This window comes from Bradyrhizobium sp. CB1015 (assembly GCF_025200925.1).
Taxonomy (GTDB): Bacteria; Pseudomonadota; Alphaproteobacteria; order Rhizobiales; family Xanthobacteraceae; genus Bradyrhizobium.
Genome location: NZ_CP104174.1, coordinates 371,582 through 391,106 on the forward strand (window position 1 = coordinate 371,582; position 19,525 = coordinate 391,106).

Genomic DNA, 19,525 nt, shown 5'->3' on the forward strand with positions numbered 1-19,525 from the left:
TTTCCCCGTCCATTCCCGCAATCTCGCGCGCATGACAAACATGCCTTTCTTCACCCGCGACGGCGATACATTCCATCCGACGGAAGTCGCCAACGGTCCATGGGATCCGAAATCGCTGCACGGGCGCGTCATCGTCGGCCTGCTCGGCTTCGTCATCGAGGAGCGCCATTCCGGGCCCGAATTCGTCCCGGCGCGGCTCACGGTCGACATGTTTCGGCTGCCGACCATCGACAAGCCGATTCACGTGACGACGCGGCTGGTGCGCGACGGTCTGCGCATCCGCGTGGTGGAAGCGGAGTTCTTTTCCGGCGGCGTCAGCATGGCGCGCGCCTCGTGCCAGCTGCTGCGCAAGACGCAAAATCCCGATGGCAATGTCTGGTCGCCGCCGAACTGGGATGTGCCGAAACCATCAGACATTCCAAAGCCGACCGATCCCAGGCTCGGCATGAACGGCAAATGGGCGACGCGCCCGATCGTCGGCCATATGGGCTCGCTCGGTCCGCGCAAATTGTGGATGAGCGAGGTGCGCGAGCTCGTCGCGGGCGCCCCGATGACGCCGTTCGTCCGCGTCGCCACCGGCGCCGATTTCGCCAGCCCGTTTGCCAATGCCGGCGACCAGGGGCTCGGCTACATCAACAGCGACGTCACGATCTATCTGCACCGCCCGCCGGTGACGGAGTGGATCGGCTTCGAGGTGGTGAACCACCACGCCACCGACGGCATCGCGATCGGCGAATGCTGGCTCTATGACGAACAGGGCCCGATCGGCACCGCGACGGTGGCCGCGCTGGCGCAGCGCAAGCCGATGGCGAATCCGTCGAAGCGGTAGCTCACCGCGGTCATTCCGGGGCAGCCCGCAGGGCTGAACCCGGAATCTCGAGATTCTCAGGTGCGCAACTGCGCACCATAGTTCGATGCTTCGCATCGCCCCGGAATGACGGTCAGCCCAAATGCCGCTGCATCTCCGGCCGCGCCTTGAGCTCGGCGCCCTGCTTGGCGACGATCTTCGCGATCCGCTCCGGCGCAAACTTCAAATCGACGAATGCCGGCGCGGTGTTGGCGACCTCGTGATAACAGGCGATCCTGCCGTCCTTCAGCGTCATGATCGCAACGCCCTCGAACATCGCGCGTGCGCCGTTCGCTTCCGGCAATGTCGATTTGTAGCTGAACGTGTAGCGCGCATAGAGCGTGGTGCCGTCGGTGACCGGATCGTGCATGTCCCAGCGGAAATCGGTCGCCGTGCGATAGAACCAGTCGTCGATCATCGCGGCGATTTTCGCGCGGCCCGCGAAGGCGCCGTAGAAGACGTCATGATAGACGCCGTCCTCGGTGAACAGCTCGGCGAAGGCTTCGCCGTTGCGCTGCTCGACCGCGTCGCAGAAGGCGCGCAGCATGGCGGTGGTCGTCATTGGCGTTGCCTCCCGGTGCTTCTTGTTGTGCCCTCTCCCCTTGTGGAAGAGGGCGGCTCCGCTCGTCGACGCGCATTCACTTGGGTGAGGGGTTGCCTCCGCGAGTCCAACTCTCATTCGAACGCAAGGAGAGAACCCCTCATCCGGCTTCGCTTCGCGAAGCCACCTTCTCCCACAAGGGGAGAAGGAAGAGAAGCATCTCACCCGATCTCAGCCACCGCCGCAAGAATGCGCGCGATGTCCTGCGGGCGTGACAGGCGGTGATCGCCGTCCTGGATCAAGGTCAGCACGACGTCGTCGGCCGGCAGGCGATGGGTCAGCTTGAACGCATGCTGCCAGGGCACGTCAGGGTCTTTCGCGCCTTGCAGGATGCGGACGGGGCAGCCGAGATCGATGGCGCTGCCGAGCACGAGGTGATTGCGTCCCTCCTCGATCAGGTTCCGCGTGATCGGATAGGGCGAGCCGTCGCCGTATTCCGACGGGCGCAGCCAGAAGCCCTTGGTCTCGATCTCCCTCTTCACTGCGGGCGAAAAATTCTTCCACATCAGCTCTTCGGTGAAATCCGGCGCCGGCGCGATCAGCACGAGCCCTGCGAGCGACGCTGTGCCGGCACGCTTCTTGATCTCGCGCGCGAGCAGCAGCGCCATCCAGCCGCCCATGGAGGACCCGATCAGGATTTGCGGGCCGTCGCAGAAGCGCTCGAGCACCGCAACACTGTCCTCGAGCCAGCGGCCGATGGTTCCGTCGGCGAAATCGCCACTGGATTCGCCGTGGCCGGAATAGTCGAACCGGACCACAGCGCGGCCGCACTCGTGGGCCCAGGCGTCGAGCGCCACGGCCTTGCCGCCCTGCATGTCCGACTTGAATCCGCCCAGCCAGACCAGGCCGGGGCCTTTTCCGGGACGGCGGCGCACCGCGATTCTGCGTGCGGACGGCCCCTCGCCCACATCGACGAACTCAAGCGCGGCATCGGGAATTAAGTCGGTCATGGAACGTTTACTCTGGCTGTGCGGTTTGAGCTGTCCGGACCTGTTCCGAAAGCACGACCGGCATCGCTATTGGTCCTTTGGGACGCTTGCGGAACAGAGGCAAGGTGTCTATGTCGGTCAGCGTGCCGAGGGCCGTGACTAAAATGCCTCGCATTTGAGGGTTTTTCGCGCCTCGTACCAGCGACTTGCTTGCCGGCAAACGCATCTTCCTTCAAAATAGCCGCTTCTTTCACAACTTTGGAGAACCACCCATTCGCCGTCCTAATAAAGCTCCGCCCGCTGCCAGCAAAGACGGGCCGCGCATCAATGATGATATCCGCAATGCGCAGATCCAGCTGATCGACCAGACCGGTGAGAACAAAGGTACGGTCGAGACCGTCGTCGCCATCCGCATGGCGCAGGAAGTCGGGATGGATCTGGTCGAGATTTCGCCGAATACCAGCCCTCCCGTCTGCAAGATCATGGACTACGGGAAGTACAAGTATTCCGCCCAGAAGAAAGCCGCGGAAGCCCGCAAGCGGCAGAAGACCGTCGAGATCAAGGAGATCAAGCTCCGTCCGATGATCGACGATCACGATTACGACGTGAAGATGCGCGCGATGCAGCGGTTCTTCGAAGAGGGCGACAAGGTCAAGATCACGCTGCGCTATCGCGGCCGCGAAATGGCGCACCAGGAGATCGGCACCAAGCTGCTCGACAAGATCAAGACCGACGTCGCCGAGCTCGCCAAGGTCGAGCAGGACGCGCGGTTCGAAGGTCGCCAGGTCGTGATGGTGCTGGCGCCGCGCTGAGACAGCAGCTCGTTAGGACTTCAAGCCTTCAACGGCCCGTCCGGATCTCCGGCGGGCCGTTTTGTTGTTCACCTCTCCCGCTTGCGGGAGAGGGGGCGCACCGTTGTCTTGGCGGTCCGCGTCGATCTCAGGTCCTTGTTGCCCGCCAGGTGCCGCTGCACTGGTCGCCGGAAATGATGCCCTTCCACGACCCGGCGCCGTTCACACCGGCGAGCCGGCCGCCGCCACTGGCGTGGGAGGCGCCGACCGAGACCTGGACGGCGACAGCGCCGGAGCGGTTGACCCGGCCCGAGACCCGGCCGCCGCCGGCGGAGGAGACGCGGCTGCCTGTCACGGTGAAGGGGACGCTGTAGCCCGAGCTGCAATTGCCGCGGGTGGTGGCGAAGGTGACGTTCCAGATGCCGTCATAGCCGGCGGCGCGTGCGTCGGCGGCCTGTGGCAGCGCAGCCGTGGCGAGCACGGCGAACAGCGCCAGACGGCGCGGACGGGCGAAATCGCCCAGTGAAATCGGAAGTTGCGGGAAATGAGCCATTTTGGACCTGCTTCAGGCGAGAAGGCTTGGACATTGGGGTGGCAGCGTCGAATAGTCGGCGAGCGGGTTTCGGCGGTTCATCGTTGCCATTTGGCCTGTCCTCTGTCATAAGCCCACCCTTCACCGCCCGGCTGATTTACGGGCTGCCGTGGCGGTGTCTCGTGCGGGTTTCGCGCCTGTTCGCAAAACCTGAGCACAATCAACGCTCTAACGAGCATTTTTGACGGTCCAGCCGCCTTCGCGGGCGGATTTCTGTGGCCATTAGGAGAGCCAAATGCCCAAGCTGAAGACCAAATCGGGCGCTAAAAAGCGCTTCAAGGTGACTGCCACCGGCAAAGTGATGCACGCCCAGCGCGGCAAGCGTCACGGCATGATCAAGCGGACGAAGAAGCAGATCCGTCAGCTCCGCGGCACCCGCGTGCTGTTCAAGACCGACGGCGACAACGTCAAGAAGTACTTCTTGCCGAACGCCTGATCGCGTCCACGATCATTGCCATCCCTGCCGCGTCCGCGCGGCAATCCGATAACCAAAGTCATCTCTGAAGGATTTCGTCATGTCTCGCGTCAAACGCGGTGTGACCGCCCACGCCAAGCACAAAAAAGTCTACAAGGCCGCCAAGGGTTTCTACGGCCGCCGCAAGAACACCATCCGCGCCGCCAAGCCGGCCGTGGAGAAGGCCCAGCAATACGCCTTCCGCGACCGCAAGCGTCGCAAGCGCACCTTCCGCGCGCTCTGGATCCAGCGCCTCAACGCTGCCGTCCGTCCGTTCGGCCTGACCTACAGCCGATTTATCGACGGCCTTGCCAAGTCGGGCATCACCGTGGACCGCAAGGTGCTGTCGGATCTCGCGATCCGCGAGCCAGCCGCGTTCCAGGCGATCGCCGAGAAGGCCAAGGCCGCGCTGGCGGCGTAAGCCGCCCTGCTGCGCGACTTGCGCAGCATTGAGCTTGTGACGGCCCGGGCAGAGGGCGCGTGTCGCGTTTTCATCGCCCCGGCCGTCATCTCTCGCGCATACACTTCTCCGACGTGGATGCCCGGCGAATCTAACGCGAAGACGCGCTTCGCGCTTTTGGCCGGGCGTGACGGGCTAGGATCATCGGCTCAGCATCCTGGCCAAAAGGGATTGCCATGACCGATCTTGCCCAGCTCCAAGCCCAGATCATCGCCGACATCGCCGCTGCCTCCGACGAGGCTGCGCTCGAAGCCGTGCGCGTTGCAGCCCTCGGCAAGAAGGGCTCGATCTCGGCGCTGCTCGCCACCCTCGGCAAGATGTCGCCGGACGAGCGCAAGACGCAAGGAGCGGCGATCAATCAGGCCAAGGACGAAGTCAGCCAGGCGCTTGCGGCGCGACGCGACGTGCTGAAGTCGGCGGCGCTCGATGCACGGCTGGCGGCCGAGACCGTCGACGTCACCCTGCCGCTGCGCGATACGCCGGCCGATGCCGGCCGCATCCATCCGCTGAGCCAGGTTTGGGACGAGCTCACCACCATCTTCGCCGACATGGGATTCTCGGTGGCCGAAGGTCCCGACATCGAGACCGACGATTACAACTTCACAAAGCTGAATTTCCCGGAAGGCCATCCGGCGCGCGAGATGCACGACACGTTCTTCTTCCATCCGAAGGAGGACGGCTCGCGCATGCTGCTGCGGACCCACACCTCGCCGGTGCAGGTGCGCACCATGCTGGGCCAGAAGCCGCCGATCCGCGTGATCTGCCCGGGCCGCACCTATCGCATCGATTCCGACGCGACCCACACGCCGCAATTCCACCAGGTCGAGGGCCTCGTCATCGACAAGGGCTCGCATCTCGGCCACCTCAAGTGGATCCTGCACGAGTTCTGCAAGGCTTTCTTCGAGGTCGACCACATCAACATGCGCTTCCGCCCCTCGTTCTTCCCGTTCACCGAGCCGTCGCTGGAAGTCGACATCCAGTGCCGCCGCGACAAGGGCGAGATCCGCTTCGGCGAGGGCGAGGATTGGCTCGAGATTCTCGGCTGCGGCATGGTGCATCCGAACGTGCTGCGCGCCTGCGGCATCGATCCCGACGAATACCAGGGCTTTGCCTGGGGCATGGGCATCGACCGCATCGCCATGCTGAAATACGGCATCGCCGATTTGCGCCAGCTGTTCGACAGCGACGTCCGCTGGCTCTCCCATTACGGCTTCAAGCCGCTGGAGGTGCCGACGCTGGCGGGGGGACTGAGCACGTGATGCTTGGTCTCCACCATACGAAGCTTCTCTCCGTTCCCACTGCGGAGACAACCCTCTCCCTGATCCTCCCCCGCAAGCGGGGGAGGGAATGGATGGAGCGCGTGCGTAGCATTCGTTTCGTGGGTACGTGTTCTCTGTCCGCCCGACAGGTCGGACTCCCTCCCCCGCTTGCGGGGGAGGGGTGGGGAGAGGGTTTCTCCGCGATGGGGCTGCCGATGGTCGATCCCAAGCATCCGGACTGGAAAGTATCCGACAAGCTGCGCGCCAATGCGCGCGCGCTCAGACGCGACCCGACCGATGCGGAGCGAATCCTGTGGTCGGAGCTGCGCGCCGGCCGGTTGAACGGCGCGAGCTTCCGCCGCCAAGTGCCGATCGAGAATTACATCGCCGATTTCATCTGCCATGCGGCCAAGCTTGTCATCGAGCTCGATGGTGGCCAGCACTTCTCGGACGAAGGCGAGCGCGCGGACGCAAGCCGCTCGACCGTGCTCGAAGCGAAGGGCTTCAATGTGCTCCGCTTCAGCAATCTCGATGTCATCACAAACCGTTCCGGTGTTCTTGAAACAATAGTCACTGCCATTGCGGAGAGAACCCTCTCCCCAGCCCTCCCCCGCAAGCGGGGGAGGAAGCAGATCGTCTCCGTGGAGAAAAAGCAGCCATGAAATTCACCCTCTCCTGGCTGAAGGATCATCTCGAGACCGACGAGCCGCTCGAAAAACTCGCCGACAAGCTCACCATGATCGGGCTCGAGGTCGAGAACATCGAGGACAAGGCGAAGGCGCTGAAGCCGTTCACCATTGCGAGGGTGATCTCGGCCGAGCAGCATCCGAATGCGGATCGCCTGCGCGTCTGCAGGGTCGACATCGGCGACGGTGGTGCGCCGGTGCAGGTCGTGTGCGGGGCGCCGAATGCGCGCGCCGGGCTCGTCAGCGTGTTCTCTCCGCCCGGCACCTACATTCCCGGCAAGGACATCACGCTTGGCATCGGCACCATCCGCGGCGTCGAGAGCCGCGGCATGCTGTGCTCGGCGGCCGAGCTGCAGATTTCCAACGACCATGACGGCATCATGGAATTGCCGGCGGACGCGCCGATCGGCGCGGCCTACGCCGAATGGGCCGGCCTCGGCGATCCCGTGCTCGAGATCAATCTGACGCCGAACCGGCAGGACTGCACCGGCGTGCACGGCATCGCGCGCGACCTCGCCGCCGCCGACATGGGCAAGTTCAAGGACCCCACGATCAAGCCGATCAAGGGCGAATTCCCCTGCCCCGTGAAGGTCACGGTCGAGGATGCCACGCTCTGCCCGGGCTTTGCGCTCCGCCTCGTGCGCGGCGTCAAGAACGGACCTTCGCCGGAATGGCTGCAGAAGCGGCTGACCGCGATCGGGCTGCGTCCGATCAACGCGCTGGTCGACATCACCAACTTCATGACCTACGACCGCGCGCGCCCGCTGCACGTGTTCGACGCGAAGAAGGTGAAGGGCAATCTCGTCGTGCGCCGCGCGCGCGAGGGCGAGAGCCTGCTGGCGCTCGACGGCCGCACCTACAATCTCGATCCCGCCATTTGCGTGATCGCCGACGAGCACGGCGTCGAATCGCTCGCCGGCATCATGGGCGGCGAGGCCTCGGGCTGCGACGAGAACACGACTGACGTGCTGATCGAATCGGCGCTGTGGAACGAGATCAACATCGCCCAGACCGGCCGTAAGCTCGGCATCAATTCGGACGCGCGCTACCGCTTCGAGCGCGGCGTCGATCCGGCCTTCATGGTGCCCGGCATCGAGCTCGCGACCAAGCTGGTGATGGAGCTGTGCGGCGGCACACCGTCCGAGACAATCGTGGTCGGCAAAGCCTTCGCCGACGACCGCGTGATCGACTTCCCGGTCACCGAGGTCAAGCGCCTTTCCGGCATCGAGGTGCCGCAGGTCGAGATGAAGCGCATCCTGACCCATCTCGGCTTCATGATGGCGGGTCCCGGCCCGGTGGTGAAGGTCGCGGTGCCCTCGTGGCGCTCCGACGTGCACGGCAAGGCCGACATCGTCGAGGAGATCGTCCGCATCTTCGGCGTCGACAAGGTGCCGATGACGCCGTTCGAGCGCGGCGACGAGCCGCGCAAGCCGGTGCTGACGCCGCTGCAGCTGCGCACCCGCCGCGCGCGGCGCGCGCTCGCAAGCCGCGGCATGGTCGAAGCCGTGACCTGGTCGTTCATCGCCAAGCCGGCAGCCGAATTGTTCGGCGGCGGACAGCGCGAGCTCGAAGTGGCCAACCCGATCGCCTCGGATCTCTCCGACATGCGCCCGACCCTGCTGGCCGGCCTGATCGCGGCGGCGCAGGCCAATGCCGATCGCGGCTTCGGCGATGTCGCGCTGTTCGAGGTCGGCCAGCTGTTCAAGGGCGACCGCCCGCAGGACCAGTTCATGGCGGCGAGCGGCGTGCGTCGCGGCCTGGCTTCGTCCGAAGGTCTCGGACGGCACTGGACCGGCTCGGCGCAGGCCGATGTGTTCGACGCCAAGGCCGATGCGCTGGCGGTACTGGCGGCGGCCGGTGCGCCGATGCAGGCGCTGCAAATCGTGGCGGGTGGTCCCGGCTGGCTGCATCCGGGCCGCTCCGGCACGATCCAGATCGGGCCGCAGAACGTGCTCGGCTATTTCGGCGAAGTGCACCCCAGAGCGCTCGAGGCGCTCGGCGCCGACGGGCCGCTTGTCGTGTTCGAGGTGATCCTCGACCGCATCCCCGAGGCGAAGAAGAAGCCGACGCGCGCCAAGCCCTTGATCGAGCTCTCGGCGTTCCAGCCGGTGTCGCGTGACTTCGCTTTCATCGTCGACCGCACTGTCAAGGCCGGCGACATCGTTCGCGCGGCGCAAGGCGTCGACAAGAAGCTGATCACCGGCGTCAACGTCTTCGACGTCTACGAAGGCAAGGGCATCGATGACGGCAAGAAGTCGATCGCGATCGCGGTCACGCTTCAGCCCCGCGAGAAAACCCTGACCGATCAGGAGATCGAGGCCGTCGGCGCCAAGATCGTCGCCGAGGTCACCAAGAAGACCGGCGGCACGTTGCGAGCATGACGCCGAAAAGTATGAAGCGGTTTTCGGACAACGTCATGCTCAAGAGACATAGAGCATGACGCTCGCTGACTTCCTTCCGAAGGACGTCAACCTCACGATCGCGGCGGCGCTCTGCGCCGTCGCTTTCGTTTCGGGCACCGCGCGCGGCTTCTCCGGCTTCGGCGCGGCGCTGATCTTCATGCCGCTGGCCAGCAGCATCGTGGCGCCGCGGCTCGTTGCAGCCCTGCTTCTCGTCATCGACTTCGTCGCGGCCGCGCCGCTGCTGCCGGAGGCATGGCGGAAGGCCGATCGCAAGGCCACTGCCGTGATCGTGCTGGGCGCGCTGATCGGCGTGCCCATCGGCACCCATTTCCTCAGCGTGCTCGAACCCGTCACCACGCGCTGGATCATCTCCTGCTTCGTCGCGGCGCTGTTGCTGCTATTGCTGTCGGGGTGGCACTATCGCGGCAAGGACCACGCCTGGCTGTCGGCCGGCATCGGCGGTCTCTCCGGCTTCTGCAGCGGCCTCGCGCAGACCGGCGGGCCGCCGATCGTCGGCTACTGGCTCGGCCGATCGATCGCGCCGGTCGTCGCGCGCGCCAACATCGTGCTGTTCTTCGGCGCCTCGGATTTCTTCTCGATGGTCAGCTATGCGGCGACCGGCCTGATCAGCCGCGAATCGCTGGTGCTGTCGCTGATCGTCGGACCGGTCTATGCGACTGGCGTTGCGTTCGGCAGCTCGTTATTCGGGCGTGCGAGCGAAAAGGTGTTTCGCGCTATCTGCTACGCGCTGATTGCGTTGGCGGTGATCTTTGGATTGCCCGCGTTGGACGGGGTGTTGCGATAGCTCTCTCCACGGGTCGTCCCCGCCTGGTGCGCAATTGCGCACGGGGGCGGGGACCCATAACCCCAGGGAGAAGTTATGGTGCAAGCTGGTCACCACGAGTCTTCGCCAAACCAGGCCCTGTGAGTATGAGTCCCGGATCGGCGCGCGCCTTTGGGCGCGCTTGTCCGGGACGACAGTGGAGTTTGTCGCTGCTTGATTGCCCTACTGCCGCGGCGTCCGCCGCTTCTTGGTCGACTGCGTCGGCACGTCGGCCGGCTCGTCCTTGATCGCGCCGATCTTGCGCAGCGCGGCGTCCGCGGCGCGTTCGCCGCTTTCCCAGGCACCGTCGACGGTGCCCCACAGCGTCTCGTGCGTGGCTTCGCCGGCGAGGAACATGTTGCCGATCGGCTCGGCCAAGGTTTTTCGCGAGAGCTGGCCCCCGGGCGAAGCTGCCGACATCGCGCCCATCACATAGGGCGAGGCGTTCCAGCGCGTCGCGCTGGTCTTCTGCACGGTGGCTGCGGCCTCGCTGCCAAACAGTTTTGTGATCCACTCCTTGGCGAAGGCGACCATGGCCTTCTCGCCCTGCTCGGAGAGATCGCGGCCGAAGGAGCCGCCGACATCGATCGAGCACAGCGAGGAGCCGCCGATATTGGCGAACATCAGTGCCGTGCGCGTCGAATTGCTCTGCTCGATGAGGATATCGTCGCGCGACAGGCCGAGCGGATTGCCCGGCAGCTGCAGCACGATACGATCATAGCTGCCGAGGCTGAGCTTCGATGCCGCATCCAGCGTCCGCTTGGGCATGTCGGGTGCGAACTTGATCGCGCCCGATGTCAGCACGTTGGTCGAGACCGTGACGATGGCGGCGCGCGCGGCGATCTTGCCGGCTTGCGTCTCGACACTGACGTCGCGATTACTCCAGGCGATGCGGCTCGCCGGTGTCGACAGCGCCACCGGCGCCTGCTCGGCGAGCCTCGCGATCAGCGTGCCGAGGCCCTGGCGGCAGGTGATCGCCGCGTTGCGGTCCTGCGCGCGTCCCTTGTCGATCGCGGACAGCTCCTTCAGGTCCTTGCCGGCGAAGCTCGCGCCCAGCATGAACTCGGCCGCGCCGGCCCAGTCGCCGAGATCCTTCGGCAGCACGGATGCACAGGACGTGTCGAGCTTGCCCCGCGCGGCCTCGTCGATGGCGCGGTTGGCGCGCACCAGCGCGGCCAGGAACTGCTCGGTCTCGCCCGCGCGGGCATTGCGGCGGCCGATGCGCATCTTCTGGCCCGAGGGCGCCGGCAGCACATCGAGTCCGGCACTGCGCGCCAGCCGGATCATCGGGTTGGTGTCGGGATTGTGCATCCAGCGCGCGCCGCGGTCGAACGGCGTGTCGAAGGTGGTGCTATCCGTGATGCAGCGGCCGCCGACTTGCGATGCCGCTTCCAACACAATGACCTTGCGGCCCGTCGCCATGATACGCCGCGCCGCGGCAATTCCCGCCGCCCCCGCACCGATCACGACGATGTCGGCCTCTCGCGGCAGGGGCGCGGCGGATGCGCGCAGGACCGGCATCGCCGCAAGGACCGCGGGCGCGACAAGGAAACCACGGCGCGTGATTGTCATGTCATGGTTTCCGGGGACTTGCGGCGAACGGGAACAGCCCGCGAACCTTGCCGTATCTGATGTTGCGCAGCAACCATCATGGTGAATCAATCATGCTTGATCTCACAGAGTGATGAACCGAATTGCAACACGTTTCGACCATGATAGAGAAGGAAAAAAAGACGGCCGGAAAAGGCTGTGGGGGAGTTCGACATGGGGACGGTCCTTGATTCAGTCGGCAAGCTGATTGCCGCGTACCTCTCGAAGGAGGTGCCGGGCTATGAGCCGTTCACGCCCAGTGACCCCGAGCATCTGCGCGGCGTCATCGAGCCCGGCGACGTGCTGCTGGTCGAGGGCAACAACCGCGTCTCCGGCATCATCAAATATTTGACGCAGTCGACCTGGTCGCATGCCGCGCTCTATGTCGGCCCGGTCGAGGGGGCGGAGGAGGCGAACGGCGAGCCGCATGTGCTGATCGAGGCCAATATCGGCGAAGGCGTCACCTCGGCACCGCTGTCGAAATATTTCCCCTATCACACCCGCGTCTGCCGGCCGGTCGGGCTGTCCCATGAGGACCGCACCACGGTCTGCCGCTATGCGATCAACCGCATCGGCTTCGGCTACGACACCAAGAACATCGTCGACCTCATGCGCTACCTGTTCCCGCTGCCGATACCGCAGCGTTGGCGCCGGCGCATGATCGCGATCGGCTCGGGCGACCCGACCAAGATCATCTGCTCGGCGCTGATCGCGCAGGCGTTCGACGCCGTGCGCTATCCGATCCTGCCGAAGATCACCAAGGCCGGCAGCCGCGCCGCACGGCGCGAGATCCTGCACATCCGCGATTCCTCGCTCTACATGCCCCGCGACTTCGACATCTCGCCCTATTTCGAAGTCGTCAAACCCACCATCGTGCACGGGTTCGACTACACCGCCCTGCACTGGGCCGACAAGCAGAAGCCGCTCGAGGAGGTGGCGGGCACGTTCAGTGTGTTTCCAGAAACGCTCCGTGCGCCGCCGCTCGTTCCTGAAGCGGCTGACGAAGAGACGCCGCTTGAGATTCCGGCTGAAGAAGTGAGCGCGCCGCCTGCGCAAGCCGGCGTGGCTTGCTCCGAACATTTCGTGCAGCTGAGCGAGCTCGCGATGTGTCGCGCGCGGACGCGGGAAATAACGGCTTAAGCCGCCCTGCCGTCATCCTGACGCAAGCCAGGACCACGTTATAGGAAACAGCGCGCGTCCTTCTCCACCGTCATTGCGAGGAGCTCTTGCGACGAAGCAATCCTGACTGCCACTGCGGCAACAGTCTGGATTGCTTCGCCGCGCTCGCAATGACGGAAGAAAGAGAGCGCGCGCTACCGCTCCGCCCGTCCGATCACCGCCATCAGCTCCGCGATCTTCGCGCGCTGGTCGGCCTTGTCGCCGCTCGCGATGGCGTGCTCGACGCAATGGGCGACGTGATCCTTCAGGACCTCTTCCTCGACCCGGCGCAACGCGGCGCGCACCGCCGCGATTTGCGTCACGATGTCGATGCAGTAGCGGTCTTCCTCTACCATTTTCGAGAGGCCACGAACCTGGCCCTCGATCCGGCCGAGACGTTTTCCGACGGATGCCTTGATGTCCTTGCGCATGGGGTCTATATACCCCTACCGGGTATAGGTTTCAAGACCAGGCACAAAGGCCGGAACATGGCATTGAACAACAACGAGCACGAGCATCGTCACAGCGCGGAAACGCATTCCGGGTGCGGCTGTTCCACGAAAGCTGCGGCGCTGGCGGCCAAGCCCGAGGCGTCCTCGTGCTGCGGCGGCCACGGCGATCATGCCAGCCACGGCCATCATCACGGCCATGATCATGGCGACGCCGCAACCAAGGTCAAAGATCCCGTCTGTGGCATGAGTGTCGATCCCGCGACCTCGAAGCATCGCTTCGAACATCACGGCGAGACCTTCCATTTCTGCTCGGCCGGCTGCCGCACCAAGTTCGCCGCCGATCCGGCCAAGTATCTCGCCAAGGGGAAGGCACCCGAACCGGAGATGCCCGCGGGCACGATCTACACCTGTCCGATGCACCCGCAGATCCGCCAGATCGGGCCGGGCACGTGCCCGATCTGCGGCATGGCGCTGGAGCCTGAGGTCGCAAGCCTGGAGACCGGTCCCAATCCGGAGCTCGCCGACATGACGCGGCGGTTCTGGATCGGCGGCGTGCTGTCGCTGCCGCCGGTGGTGCTGGAGATGGGCGGCCATCTCGCAAGCCCCCACAGCTGGATCGATCCGACCCTCTCGAACTGGATCCAGCTCGTCTTCGCGACGCCCGTCGTGCTCTGGGCCGGCTGGCCGTTCTTCGTCCGCGGCTGGCAATCGCTGCTGACGCGCAACCTCAACATGTTCACGCTGATCGCGATGGGCACCGGCGTTGCCTACGTCTACAGCGTGCTCGGCACGGTGACGCCGCAGATCTTCCCCGCCACCTTCCGCGGCCATGAGGGCGCGGTCGCGGTCTATTTCGAGGCGGCCGCCGTCATCACCGTGCTGGTGCTGCTCGGCCAGGTGCTGGAGCTGCGCGCGCGCGATGCGACCTCGGGCGCGATCAAGGCGCTGCTCCAGCTCGCCCCGAAAACCGCGCGCCGTGTCGATGCCGACGGCAGCGAGCATGAGGTCGAGATCGACACGCTCCACGCCGGCGATCGCTTGCGCGTCCGTCCCGGTGAGAAGGTGCCGGTCGACGGCATCATCCTCGAAGGCCGCTCGTCGCTCGATGAATCGCTGGTGACGGGCGAATCCATGCCGGTCACCAAGGAGACCGGCGCAAAGGTCATCGCCGGCACGCTGAACCAGTCCGGTAGTTTCATCATGCGCGCCGACAAGGTCGGACGCGAGACGCTGTTGTCGCAGATCGTGCAGATGGTCGCGGATGCGCAGCGCTCGCGCGCGCCGATCCAGCGCCTGGCCGACCAGGTCGCCGGCTGGTTCGTGCCGCTGGTGATCGTCGTCGCCGTCGCTGCCTTCGGGGCCTGGACCTGGTTCGGACCCGAGCCGCGGCTGGCCTTCGGCCTCGTCGCCGCGGTCAGCGTGCTGATCATCGCCTGCCCCTGTGCGCTGGGCCTGGCCACCCCGATGTCGATCATGGTCGGCGTCGGCCGTGGCGCGCAGGGCGGTGTCCTGATCAAGAACGCCGAGGCGCTGGAGCGGATGGAGAAGATCGACACGCTGGTGGTCGACAAGACCGGCACGCTGACCGAAGGCAAGCCCAAGGTGGTCTCGATCGTGCCGGCGTCCGGCTTTGCCGAAGGCGACATCCTCCGGCTGGCGGCCACCGTCGAGCGCGCCAGCGAGCATCCGCTGGCCGACGCCATCGTGCGCGCGGCCAAGGAGAAGCAGCTTCCCCTCGGCCAGGTCGAGCAGTTCGATTCGCCGACCGGCAAGGGCGCGACCGGCAAGGTCGACGGCAAGACCATCGTGCTCGGCAATGCCAGATATCTGTCGTCGATCGGCATCGACACCCAATCGCTCGACGCCGAAGCCGAACGGCTGCGCGGCGACGGCGCCACCGTGATCAACATGGCGGTCGACGGCCGGCTGGCCGGCCTGTTCGCGATCGCAGATCCGGTCAAGGCCTCGACGCCTGAGGCGCTGAAGGCGCTCGCGGCTGAGGGCATCAAGGTGATCATGCTGACCGGCGACAACCGCACCACGGCGGAGGCCGTGGCGCGCCGCCTCGGCATCGCCGACGTCGAAGCCGAGGTGCTGCCGGACCAGAAGAGCGCAGTGGTGACAAAACTGCAGAAGGCCGGCCGCAGCGTCGCCATGGCCGGAGACGGCGTCAACGACGCACCGGCGCTGGCGGCGGCCGAGGTCGGCATCGCCATGGGCACCGGCACCGACGTTGCGATGGAGAGCGCCGGCGTGACGCTGCTCAAGGGCGACCTCGTCGGCATCGTCCGCGCGCGAAAGCTGTCGCAGGCGACGATGAGCAACATCCGGCAGAACCTGTTCTTCGCCTTCATCTACAACGCCGCCGGGATTCCGATCGCCGCCGGCGTCCTCTATCCGGCGTTCGGTCTGTTGCTGTCCCCGATCATCGCCGCGGCGGCGATGGCGCTGTCCTCGGTGAGCGTCGTCGGCAACGCGCTGCGGCTGCGTACGACGCGGCTGTGAGGACACTGCGTAGCCCGGATGGAGCGCACGCGAAATCCGGGGGTCCTGCCCACATGTTGGCACCATCCCGGATTGCGCTTCGCTCCATCCGGGCTACGGTTCACGGGATACCGGCGAGACCTACGGGGGCTATCTGATGCAGCGGATCACGATCACGATCGAGGACGATCTCCTGGCGGAGATCGATGCCGCAGCTGAAGCGCGCGGCTACCAGAACCGCTCCGAGATCATTCGCGACCTCGCCCGCGCCGGCCTGCAGCAGAGCGCTGAGGACACCGCGCAGACCGGCCAATGCGTAGCCGGCCTGGTCTACGTCTATGACCACGCGGCGCGCGATCTGTCGAAACGGCTGGTGCAGGAATTCCACGGCCACCACGACCTCGCGCTGGCGACGCTGCATGTCCATCTCGACGACAACAATTGCATGGAGATGACGGCGCTGCGCGGCGATGCCGCCGAGGTCAGGCATTTCGCCGACCACATCATCGCCGAGCGCGGCGTGCGCTACGGCCGCGTGGTGATGATCCCGACCGGCGACGGCAAGCCGGCGAAAGCGCGCAAGCACGGGCATGGCCATAGGCATGAGTAGGCCGGATCTTACCCTCCCCTGGAGGGGGAGGGTCGATCGCGCGTAGCGCGAGCGGGGTGGGGTGACGGTCCCTCCGCGATGAACAGTGCCCGAGTGGAGAGATCACCCCACCCCGTCGCGCGATCTCGCTTCGCTCGATCACGTGCCGACCCTCCCCCTCCAGGGGAGGGTAAGCAAGAGATCGCGCCACCTTCGCAGCAGCCCCCCGCCCTTGCCGAAGCCGCCTCGCATCTCTACCTCTCGCAAAGTGTCTACCTTAGAGGGTCCCCATGCTGGATGCCGCCATCAGGGCGCTGTCGCAAATGATCTCGCCGCCGATGCGCTCGATCCTGTGGCGGTCGATCGGGCTCGCGCTGGTGCTGATCACCGTGCTGGCGATCGGCTTGCAGCGGCTGCTCAGCTGGTTTGCGACCTCCGGCGAGGTGTGGCTGGAAGGCCTGCTCGGGCCGGGCTGGCATTCCTCGCTCGAGGTTCTCTCCTGGATCGTCTCGATCGCGGCGGGCCTCGGTGTGGTGTTCGGCGGCATCTTCCTGATGCCGGCGATCACCTCGCTGGTGGCGAGCCTGTTCGTTGACGACGTCGCCGAGATCGTCGAGCGCGAGCATTATCCCGCCGAGCGGCCGGGCACCGCGCTGCCGTTCAGCCAGGCGATGCTCGAGGGCATCAAGACCGCGCTCGTGGCCATCCTGGTCTATCTCGCTGCGCTGCCGCTGGTGCTGTTCGCCGGTGCCGGTTTCCTGATTTTCTTCCTCGCCGCCGCCTGGCTGCTCGGCCGCGAATATTTCGAGCTCGCCGCGATGCGCTTCCGCCCGCCCGAGGAAGCCAAGGCGATGCGGCGCGACAATGCCGCGACCATCTTCACCGCCGGCCTGTTCATCGCCGCCTTCGTCTCGATCCCGATCGTGAACCTGGCGACGCCGATCTTCGGCATGGCCTTCATGGTCCACATGCACAAGCGCCTGTCAGGCCCGCGGCCCGAGCTGATCGAGCCGGCTCGGCAGGTGCGATAGCTGCACCCGGCGCGGCCTGCTCACACCGTCTTCTCCGGCCACCGACAGAGATCGTTGATCAGACAGACCTCGCAGCGCGGCTTGCGGGCGAGGCAGGTATAGCGGCCGTGCAGGATCAGCCAGTGATGGGCGTGCAGCATGAACTCGGCCGGGATCACCTTTTCGAGGCCGAACTCGACCTCGAGCGGCGTCTTGCCGGGCGCAAGCCCGGTGCGGTTGCCGACGCGGAAGACGTGGGTGTCGACCGCCATGGTGTGCTCGCCGAAGGCCATGTTGAGCACGACGTTGGCGGTCTTGCGTCCTGCACCGGGCAACGATTCAATCTCCGCACGCGTGCGCGGCACCTCGCCGCCGAAATCGCTGAGCAGCTTTGCCGACAGCGCGATCACGTTCCTGCCCTTGGTGCGGTAGAGGCCGATGGTCTTGATGTAGTCGCGCAAGCGCTCCTCGCCGAGATCGAGCATCTTCTGCGGGGTGTCGGCAACCTCGAACAACGCACGCGTCGCCTTGTTGACCCCGGCATCGGTCGCCTGCGCCGACAGCACCACGGCGACCAGGAGCGTGAACGGGTTGACGTGCTCGAGCTCGCCCTTCGGCTCCGGATTGGCCTTGCGGAAACGGCTGAAGACCTCGTGGATCTCGGCGGGAGTCCAGGGTCTGGTGGCTTTGAGCGATTTCTTTGCGGGCGCTTTCGGCTTGGTCGCGACCGGTTTGGCCTTTTTCTTCGGAACTGCCGCTTTGCGCGGGACCGGCTTGCGGGTGATTTTCGCCATGATCGGGATATACTGATGGACGATGAGCACAGGCAACGAAATTGCGCGGCCGCGATCTGAAAGCGAGGACGAGCCTCAGATCTTCTCCGCGCTGCTGACGCCGCACCGCTCGCTGAACCGCACCGGCTTTCTCGCCGTGATGCTGTTCCTGAGCGCCGTCAGCTTCGTCACGGGCGTCGCTTTCCTGATGATGGGCGCCTGGCCGGTGTTAGGTTTCTTCGGTCTCGACGTGCTCGTGATCTGGTGGGCCTTCAAGGTCAATTTTCGCGCGGCACGGGCCAGCGAGGAGATCGTGGTGACGCCGTCGGAATTGCGCGTGCGACGCGTCAGCCATCGCGGCCAGGTTGCCGAATGGACCTTCAATCCGCTCTGGGTCCGGCTCGACCAGGAGGTCGACGAGGAATACGGCATCGAGCACCTCTATCTGATCTCCCGCGGCCGCCGGCTGCTCATCGCCGGTTTCCTCGGGCCGGAAGAAAAAGCAAGCTTTTACAACGCCTTGGTTGTAGCCCTGAACGCCGCGCGGCGTGGCCCGACCTATAATCCGGTGACCTGAGCACAATCGGAAATCGGGTGGTTTCGCGCCGCCCCCTCCCCTACATTTCCGGTCATGATGACCCTTGCGATACATGACCAGCGCCTGACTAAACCAGGCACCCAGAACGCCGCGTTACGCGACTATGATTCGGTGCGGCGGGCGATCGCCTTCATCTCGGCGAACTGGCGCGCGCAGCCGACCATCGAGGCGATGGCGGATGCCGCCGGCGTGACGCCGGATGAGCTGCACCATCTGTTCCGCCGCTGGGCTTCGATCACGCCGAAGGCTTTCATGCAGGCGCTCACCCTCGACCACGCCAAGAACCTGCTCAGGGATTCCGCCAGCATCCTCGACGCGGCGCTCGACTCCGGCCTGTCGGGGCCGGGCCGGCTGCACGATCTCTTCGTCACCCATGAAGCGATGTCGCCGGGCGAATGGAAGAACGGCGGTGCCGGCCTCACCCTGCGCCACGGCTTCCATCCCTCGCCGTTCGGCACCGCGATCGTGATCGCCACCGACCGCGGCTTGTCGGGCCTCGCTTTCGCCGATCCCGGCGAGGAGAAGATCGCGCTCGCCGACATGACGCGGCGCTGGCCGAACGCCACCTATGTGGAAGATCACGACGGCACCGCACCGCTCGCGGCGCGCATCTTCGATCCAAAATTGTGGCGTCCGGATCAGCCGCTGCGCGTGGTGCTGATCGGCACCGATTTCGAAGTGCGGGTGTGGGAGACGCTTTTGAGAATTCCGATGGGACGCGCGGTGTCCTATTCCGACATCGCCTGCAACATCAACAATCCGAAGGCCTCGCGCGCCGTCGGCGCGGCGGTCGGCAAGAACCCGGTCTCCTTCGTCGTGCCCTGCCACCGCGCGCTCGGCAAGAGCGGCACGCTGACCGGCTATCATTGGGGCATCACCCGCAAGCAGGCGATGCTGGGCTGGGAAGCCGGGCAGCTGGGGCTGCAGTAGTTGAGATGCCGTAGGGTGGGTTAGCGCTGCGATTGCGCGAAGCGCAATCGTTCGGCGTAACCCACCTCTTTCATTTCTGCGGCGGCAGAAGTGGTGG

General features: G+C 65.5%; 20 protein-coding genes. 14 read left to right on the top strand and 6 right to left on the bottom strand.

The window, feature by feature from the left end; all coding sequences use genetic code 11:
- The first annotated feature begins 31 nt into the window (after window positions 1-31).
- Entirely contained in the window at window positions 32-829 is a 798-nt protein-coding gene (locus tag N2604_RS01690) for a thioesterase family protein (protein WP_260373505.1), read from the top strand.
- Window positions 830-941: 112 nt separating this feature from the next.
- Here the strand turns inward: N2604_RS01690 and N2604_RS01695 are convergent, their stop codons facing one another.
- Together N2604_RS01695 and N2604_RS01700 are read right to left on the bottom strand one after the other, a co-directional pair.
- The gene (locus N2604_RS01695) at window positions 942-1,409 is read right to left on the bottom strand and encodes a nuclear transport factor 2 family protein (RefSeq protein ID WP_260373506.1); all 468 of its coding nucleotides are present in this window, start codon (window positions 1,407-1,409) and stop codon (window positions 942-944) included.
- A gap of 200 nt (window positions 1,410-1,609) precedes the next feature.
- Window positions 1,610-2,398: a carboxylesterase gene (locus N2604_RS01700; RefSeq protein WP_260373507.1), complete on the bottom strand. Its 789-nt coding sequence runs from the start codon at window positions 2,396-2,398 to the stop codon at window positions 1,610-1,612.
- A 251-nt stretch (window positions 2,399-2,649) separates the two neighbouring features.
- Here N2604_RS01700 and infC point away from each other — a divergent pair, with 251 nt between their 5' ends.
- On the top strand, window positions 2,650-3,189 hold the full coding sequence (infC, locus tag N2604_RS01705) for a translation initiation factor IF-3 (RefSeq protein WP_027574769.1): 540 nt from the start codon (window positions 2,650-2,652) through the stop codon (window positions 3,187-3,189).
- A gap of 127 nt (window positions 3,190-3,316) precedes the next feature.
- Here infC and N2604_RS01710 read toward each other — a convergent pair whose 3' ends face one another.
- Window positions 3,317-3,721: a hypothetical protein gene (locus N2604_RS01710; RefSeq protein ID WP_260373508.1), complete on the bottom strand. Its 405-nt coding sequence runs from the start codon at window positions 3,719-3,721 to the stop codon at window positions 3,317-3,319.
- A gap of 274 nt (window positions 3,722-3,995) precedes the next feature.
- Between N2604_RS01710 and rpmI the strand changes: the two genes are divergently transcribed.
- The 6 genes from rpmI (at window position 3,996) to N2604_RS01740 (ending at window position 9,826) form a co-directional block, all read left to right on the top strand.
- Window positions 3,996-4,196 carry a 50S ribosomal protein L35 gene (gene rpmI, locus N2604_RS01715; protein ID WP_008539890.1) on the top strand — a complete coding sequence of 67 codons (201 nt, stop codon included), beginning with the start codon at window positions 3,996-3,998 and terminating at the stop codon, window positions 4,194-4,196.
- 79 nt (window positions 4,197-4,275) lie between these two features.
- Entirely contained in the window at window positions 4,276-4,635 is a 360-nt protein-coding gene (gene rplT, locus N2604_RS01720) for a 50S ribosomal protein L20 (protein WP_027550107.1), read from the top strand.
- A 215-nt stretch (window positions 4,636-4,850) separates the two neighbouring features.
- Window positions 4,851-5,933, top strand: a complete 1,083-nt coding sequence (pheS, locus tag N2604_RS01725) for a phenylalanine--tRNA ligase subunit alpha (protein ID WP_260373509.1) — start codon at window positions 4,851-4,853, stop codon at window positions 5,931-5,933.
- A gap of 215 nt (window positions 5,934-6,148) precedes the next feature.
- Window positions 6,149-6,595 carry an endonuclease domain-containing protein gene (locus N2604_RS01730; protein WP_260373510.1) on the top strand — a complete coding sequence of 149 codons (447 nt, stop codon included), beginning with the start codon at window positions 6,149-6,151 and terminating at the stop codon, window positions 6,593-6,595.
- Entirely contained in the window at window positions 6,592-9,000 is a 2,409-nt protein-coding gene (gene pheT, locus N2604_RS01735) for a phenylalanine--tRNA ligase subunit beta (RefSeq protein ID WP_260373511.1), read from the top strand. Before N2604_RS01730 ends, pheT begins: the two co-directional genes overlap by 4 nt.
- Before the next feature lie 55 nt (window positions 9,001-9,055).
- Window positions 9,056-9,826: a sulfite exporter TauE/SafE family protein gene (locus tag N2604_RS01740; protein WP_260373512.1), complete on the top strand. Its 771-nt coding sequence runs from the start codon at window positions 9,056-9,058 to the stop codon at window positions 9,824-9,826.
- Between the two features lie 201 nt (window positions 9,827-10,027).
- Here N2604_RS01740 and N2604_RS01745 read toward each other — a convergent pair whose 3' ends face one another.
- Window positions 10,028-11,416, bottom strand: coding sequence for an NAD(P)/FAD-dependent oxidoreductase (locus tag N2604_RS01745; RefSeq protein WP_260373513.1), 1,389 nt, complete (start codon window positions 11,414-11,416; stop codon window positions 10,028-10,030).
- 192 nt (window positions 11,417-11,608) lie between these two features.
- Here N2604_RS01745 and N2604_RS01750 point away from each other — a divergent pair, with 192 nt between their 5' ends.
- On the top strand, window positions 11,609-12,574 hold the full coding sequence (locus N2604_RS01750) for a YiiX/YebB-like N1pC/P60 family cysteine hydrolase (protein ID WP_260373514.1): 966 nt from the start codon (window positions 11,609-11,611) through the stop codon (window positions 12,572-12,574).
- Between the two features lie 173 nt (window positions 12,575-12,747).
- Here the strand turns inward: N2604_RS01750 and N2604_RS01755 are convergent, their stop codons facing one another.
- Window positions 12,748-13,023: a metal-sensitive transcriptional regulator gene (locus N2604_RS01755; protein WP_025033001.1), complete on the bottom strand. Its 276-nt coding sequence runs from the start codon at window positions 13,021-13,023 to the stop codon at window positions 12,748-12,750.
- Between the two features lie 57 nt (window positions 13,024-13,080).
- Between N2604_RS01755 and N2604_RS01760 the strand changes: the two genes are divergently transcribed.
- From N2604_RS01760 to N2604_RS01770, 3 genes are all read left to right on the top strand, one after another.
- Entirely contained in the window at window positions 13,081-15,549 is a 2,469-nt protein-coding gene (locus N2604_RS01760; RefSeq protein WP_409241670.1) for a heavy metal translocating P-type ATPase, read from the top strand.
- A 136-nt stretch (window positions 15,550-15,685) separates the two neighbouring features.
- On the top strand, window positions 15,686-16,138 hold the full coding sequence (gene nikR / locus N2604_RS01765; protein WP_260373516.1) for a nickel-responsive transcriptional regulator NikR: 453 nt from the start codon (window positions 15,686-15,688) through the stop codon (window positions 16,136-16,138).
- A 269-nt stretch (window positions 16,139-16,407) separates the two neighbouring features.
- The gene (locus tag N2604_RS01770; RefSeq protein ID WP_260373517.1) at window positions 16,408-17,148 is read left to right on the top strand and encodes a sulfate transporter family protein; all 741 of its coding nucleotides are present in this window, start codon (window positions 16,408-16,410) and stop codon (window positions 17,146-17,148) included.
- 20 nt (window positions 17,149-17,168) lie between these two features.
- Here the strand turns inward: N2604_RS01770 and nth are convergent, their stop codons facing one another.
- Window positions 17,169-17,921 (bottom strand): endonuclease III, encoded by a 753-nt coding sequence (gene nth, locus N2604_RS01775; RefSeq protein WP_260373518.1) that lies wholly within the window; start codon window positions 17,919-17,921, stop codon window positions 17,169-17,171.
- A 22-nt stretch (window positions 17,922-17,943) separates the two neighbouring features.
- Between nth and N2604_RS01780 the strand changes: the two genes are divergently transcribed.
- Window positions 17,944-18,477, top strand: coding sequence for a DUF2244 domain-containing protein (locus N2604_RS01780; protein ID WP_260373519.1), 534 nt, complete (start codon window positions 17,944-17,946; stop codon window positions 18,475-18,477).
- Between the two features lie 54 nt (window positions 18,478-18,531).
- The gene (locus N2604_RS01785) at window positions 18,532-19,428 is read left to right on the top strand and encodes a bifunctional helix-turn-helix domain-containing protein/methylated-DNA--[protein]-cysteine S-methyltransferase (protein WP_260373520.1); all 897 of its coding nucleotides are present in this window, start codon (window positions 18,532-18,534) and stop codon (window positions 19,426-19,428) included.
- The last annotated feature ends 97 nt before the right edge of the window (window positions 19,429-19,525 follow it).

Excerpts from the sequence above, each read along its gene's own strand:
- N2604_RS01755 (WP_025033001.1), bottom strand. The coding sequence starts at position 13,023 with ATGCGCAAGGACATCAAGGCATCCGTCGGAAAACGTCTCGGCCGGATC.
- N2604_RS01760 (WP_409241670.1), top strand. The coding sequence starts at position 13,081 with ATGGCATTGAACAACAACGAGCACGAGCATCGTCACAGCGCGGAAACG.
- N2604_RS01740 (WP_260373512.1), top strand. The coding sequence starts at position 9,056 with ATGACGCTCGCTGACTTCCTTCCGAAGGACGTCAACCTCACGATCGCG.
- N2604_RS01785 (WP_260373520.1), top strand. The coding sequence starts at position 18,532 with ATGATGACCCTTGCGATACATGACCAGCGCCTGACTAAACCAGGCACC.
- N2604_RS01700 (WP_260373507.1), bottom strand. The coding sequence starts at position 2,398 with ATGACCGACTTAATTCCCGATGCCGCGCTTGAGTTCGTCGATGTGGGC.
- N2604_RS01695 (WP_260373506.1), bottom strand. The coding sequence starts at position 1,409 with ATGACGACCACCGCCATGCTGCGCGCCTTCTGCGACGCGGTCGAGCAG.
- rpmI (WP_008539890.1), top strand. The coding sequence starts at position 3,996 with ATGCCCAAGCTGAAGACCAAATCGGGCGCTAAAAAGCGCTTCAAGGTG.
- N2604_RS01770 (WP_260373517.1), top strand. The coding sequence starts at position 16,408 with ATGCTGGATGCCGCCATCAGGGCGCTGTCGCAAATGATCTCGCCGCCG.
- nth (WP_260373518.1), bottom strand. The coding sequence starts at position 17,921 with ATGGCGAAAATCACCCGCAAGCCGGTCCCGCGCAAAGCGGCAGTTCCG.
- N2604_RS01730 (WP_260373510.1), top strand. The coding sequence starts at position 6,149 with ATGGTCGATCCCAAGCATCCGGACTGGAAAGTATCCGACAAGCTGCGC.
- pheT (WP_260373511.1), top strand. The coding sequence starts at position 6,592 with ATGAAATTCACCCTCTCCTGGCTGAAGGATCATCTCGAGACCGACGAG.
- nikR (WP_260373516.1), top strand. The coding sequence starts at position 15,686 with ATGCAGCGGATCACGATCACGATCGAGGACGATCTCCTGGCGGAGATC.
- N2604_RS01780 (WP_260373519.1), top strand. The coding sequence starts at position 17,944 with ATGAGCACAGGCAACGAAATTGCGCGGCCGCGATCTGAAAGCGAGGAC.
- rplT (WP_027550107.1), top strand. The coding sequence starts at position 4,276 with ATGTCTCGCGTCAAACGCGGTGTGACCGCCCACGCCAAGCACAAAAAA.
- N2604_RS01710 (WP_260373508.1), bottom strand. The coding sequence starts at position 3,721 with ATGGCTCATTTCCCGCAACTTCCGATTTCACTGGGCGATTTCGCCCGT.
- N2604_RS01745 (WP_260373513.1), bottom strand. The coding sequence starts at position 11,416 with ATGACAATCACGCGCCGTGGTTTCCTTGTCGCGCCCGCGGTCCTTGCG.
- N2604_RS01690 (WP_260373505.1), top strand. The coding sequence starts at position 32 with ATGACAAACATGCCTTTCTTCACCCGCGACGGCGATACATTCCATCCG.
- pheS (WP_260373509.1), top strand. The coding sequence starts at position 4,851 with ATGACCGATCTTGCCCAGCTCCAAGCCCAGATCATCGCCGACATCGCC.
- N2604_RS01750 (WP_260373514.1), top strand. The coding sequence starts at position 11,609 with ATGGGGACGGTCCTTGATTCAGTCGGCAAGCTGATTGCCGCGTACCTC.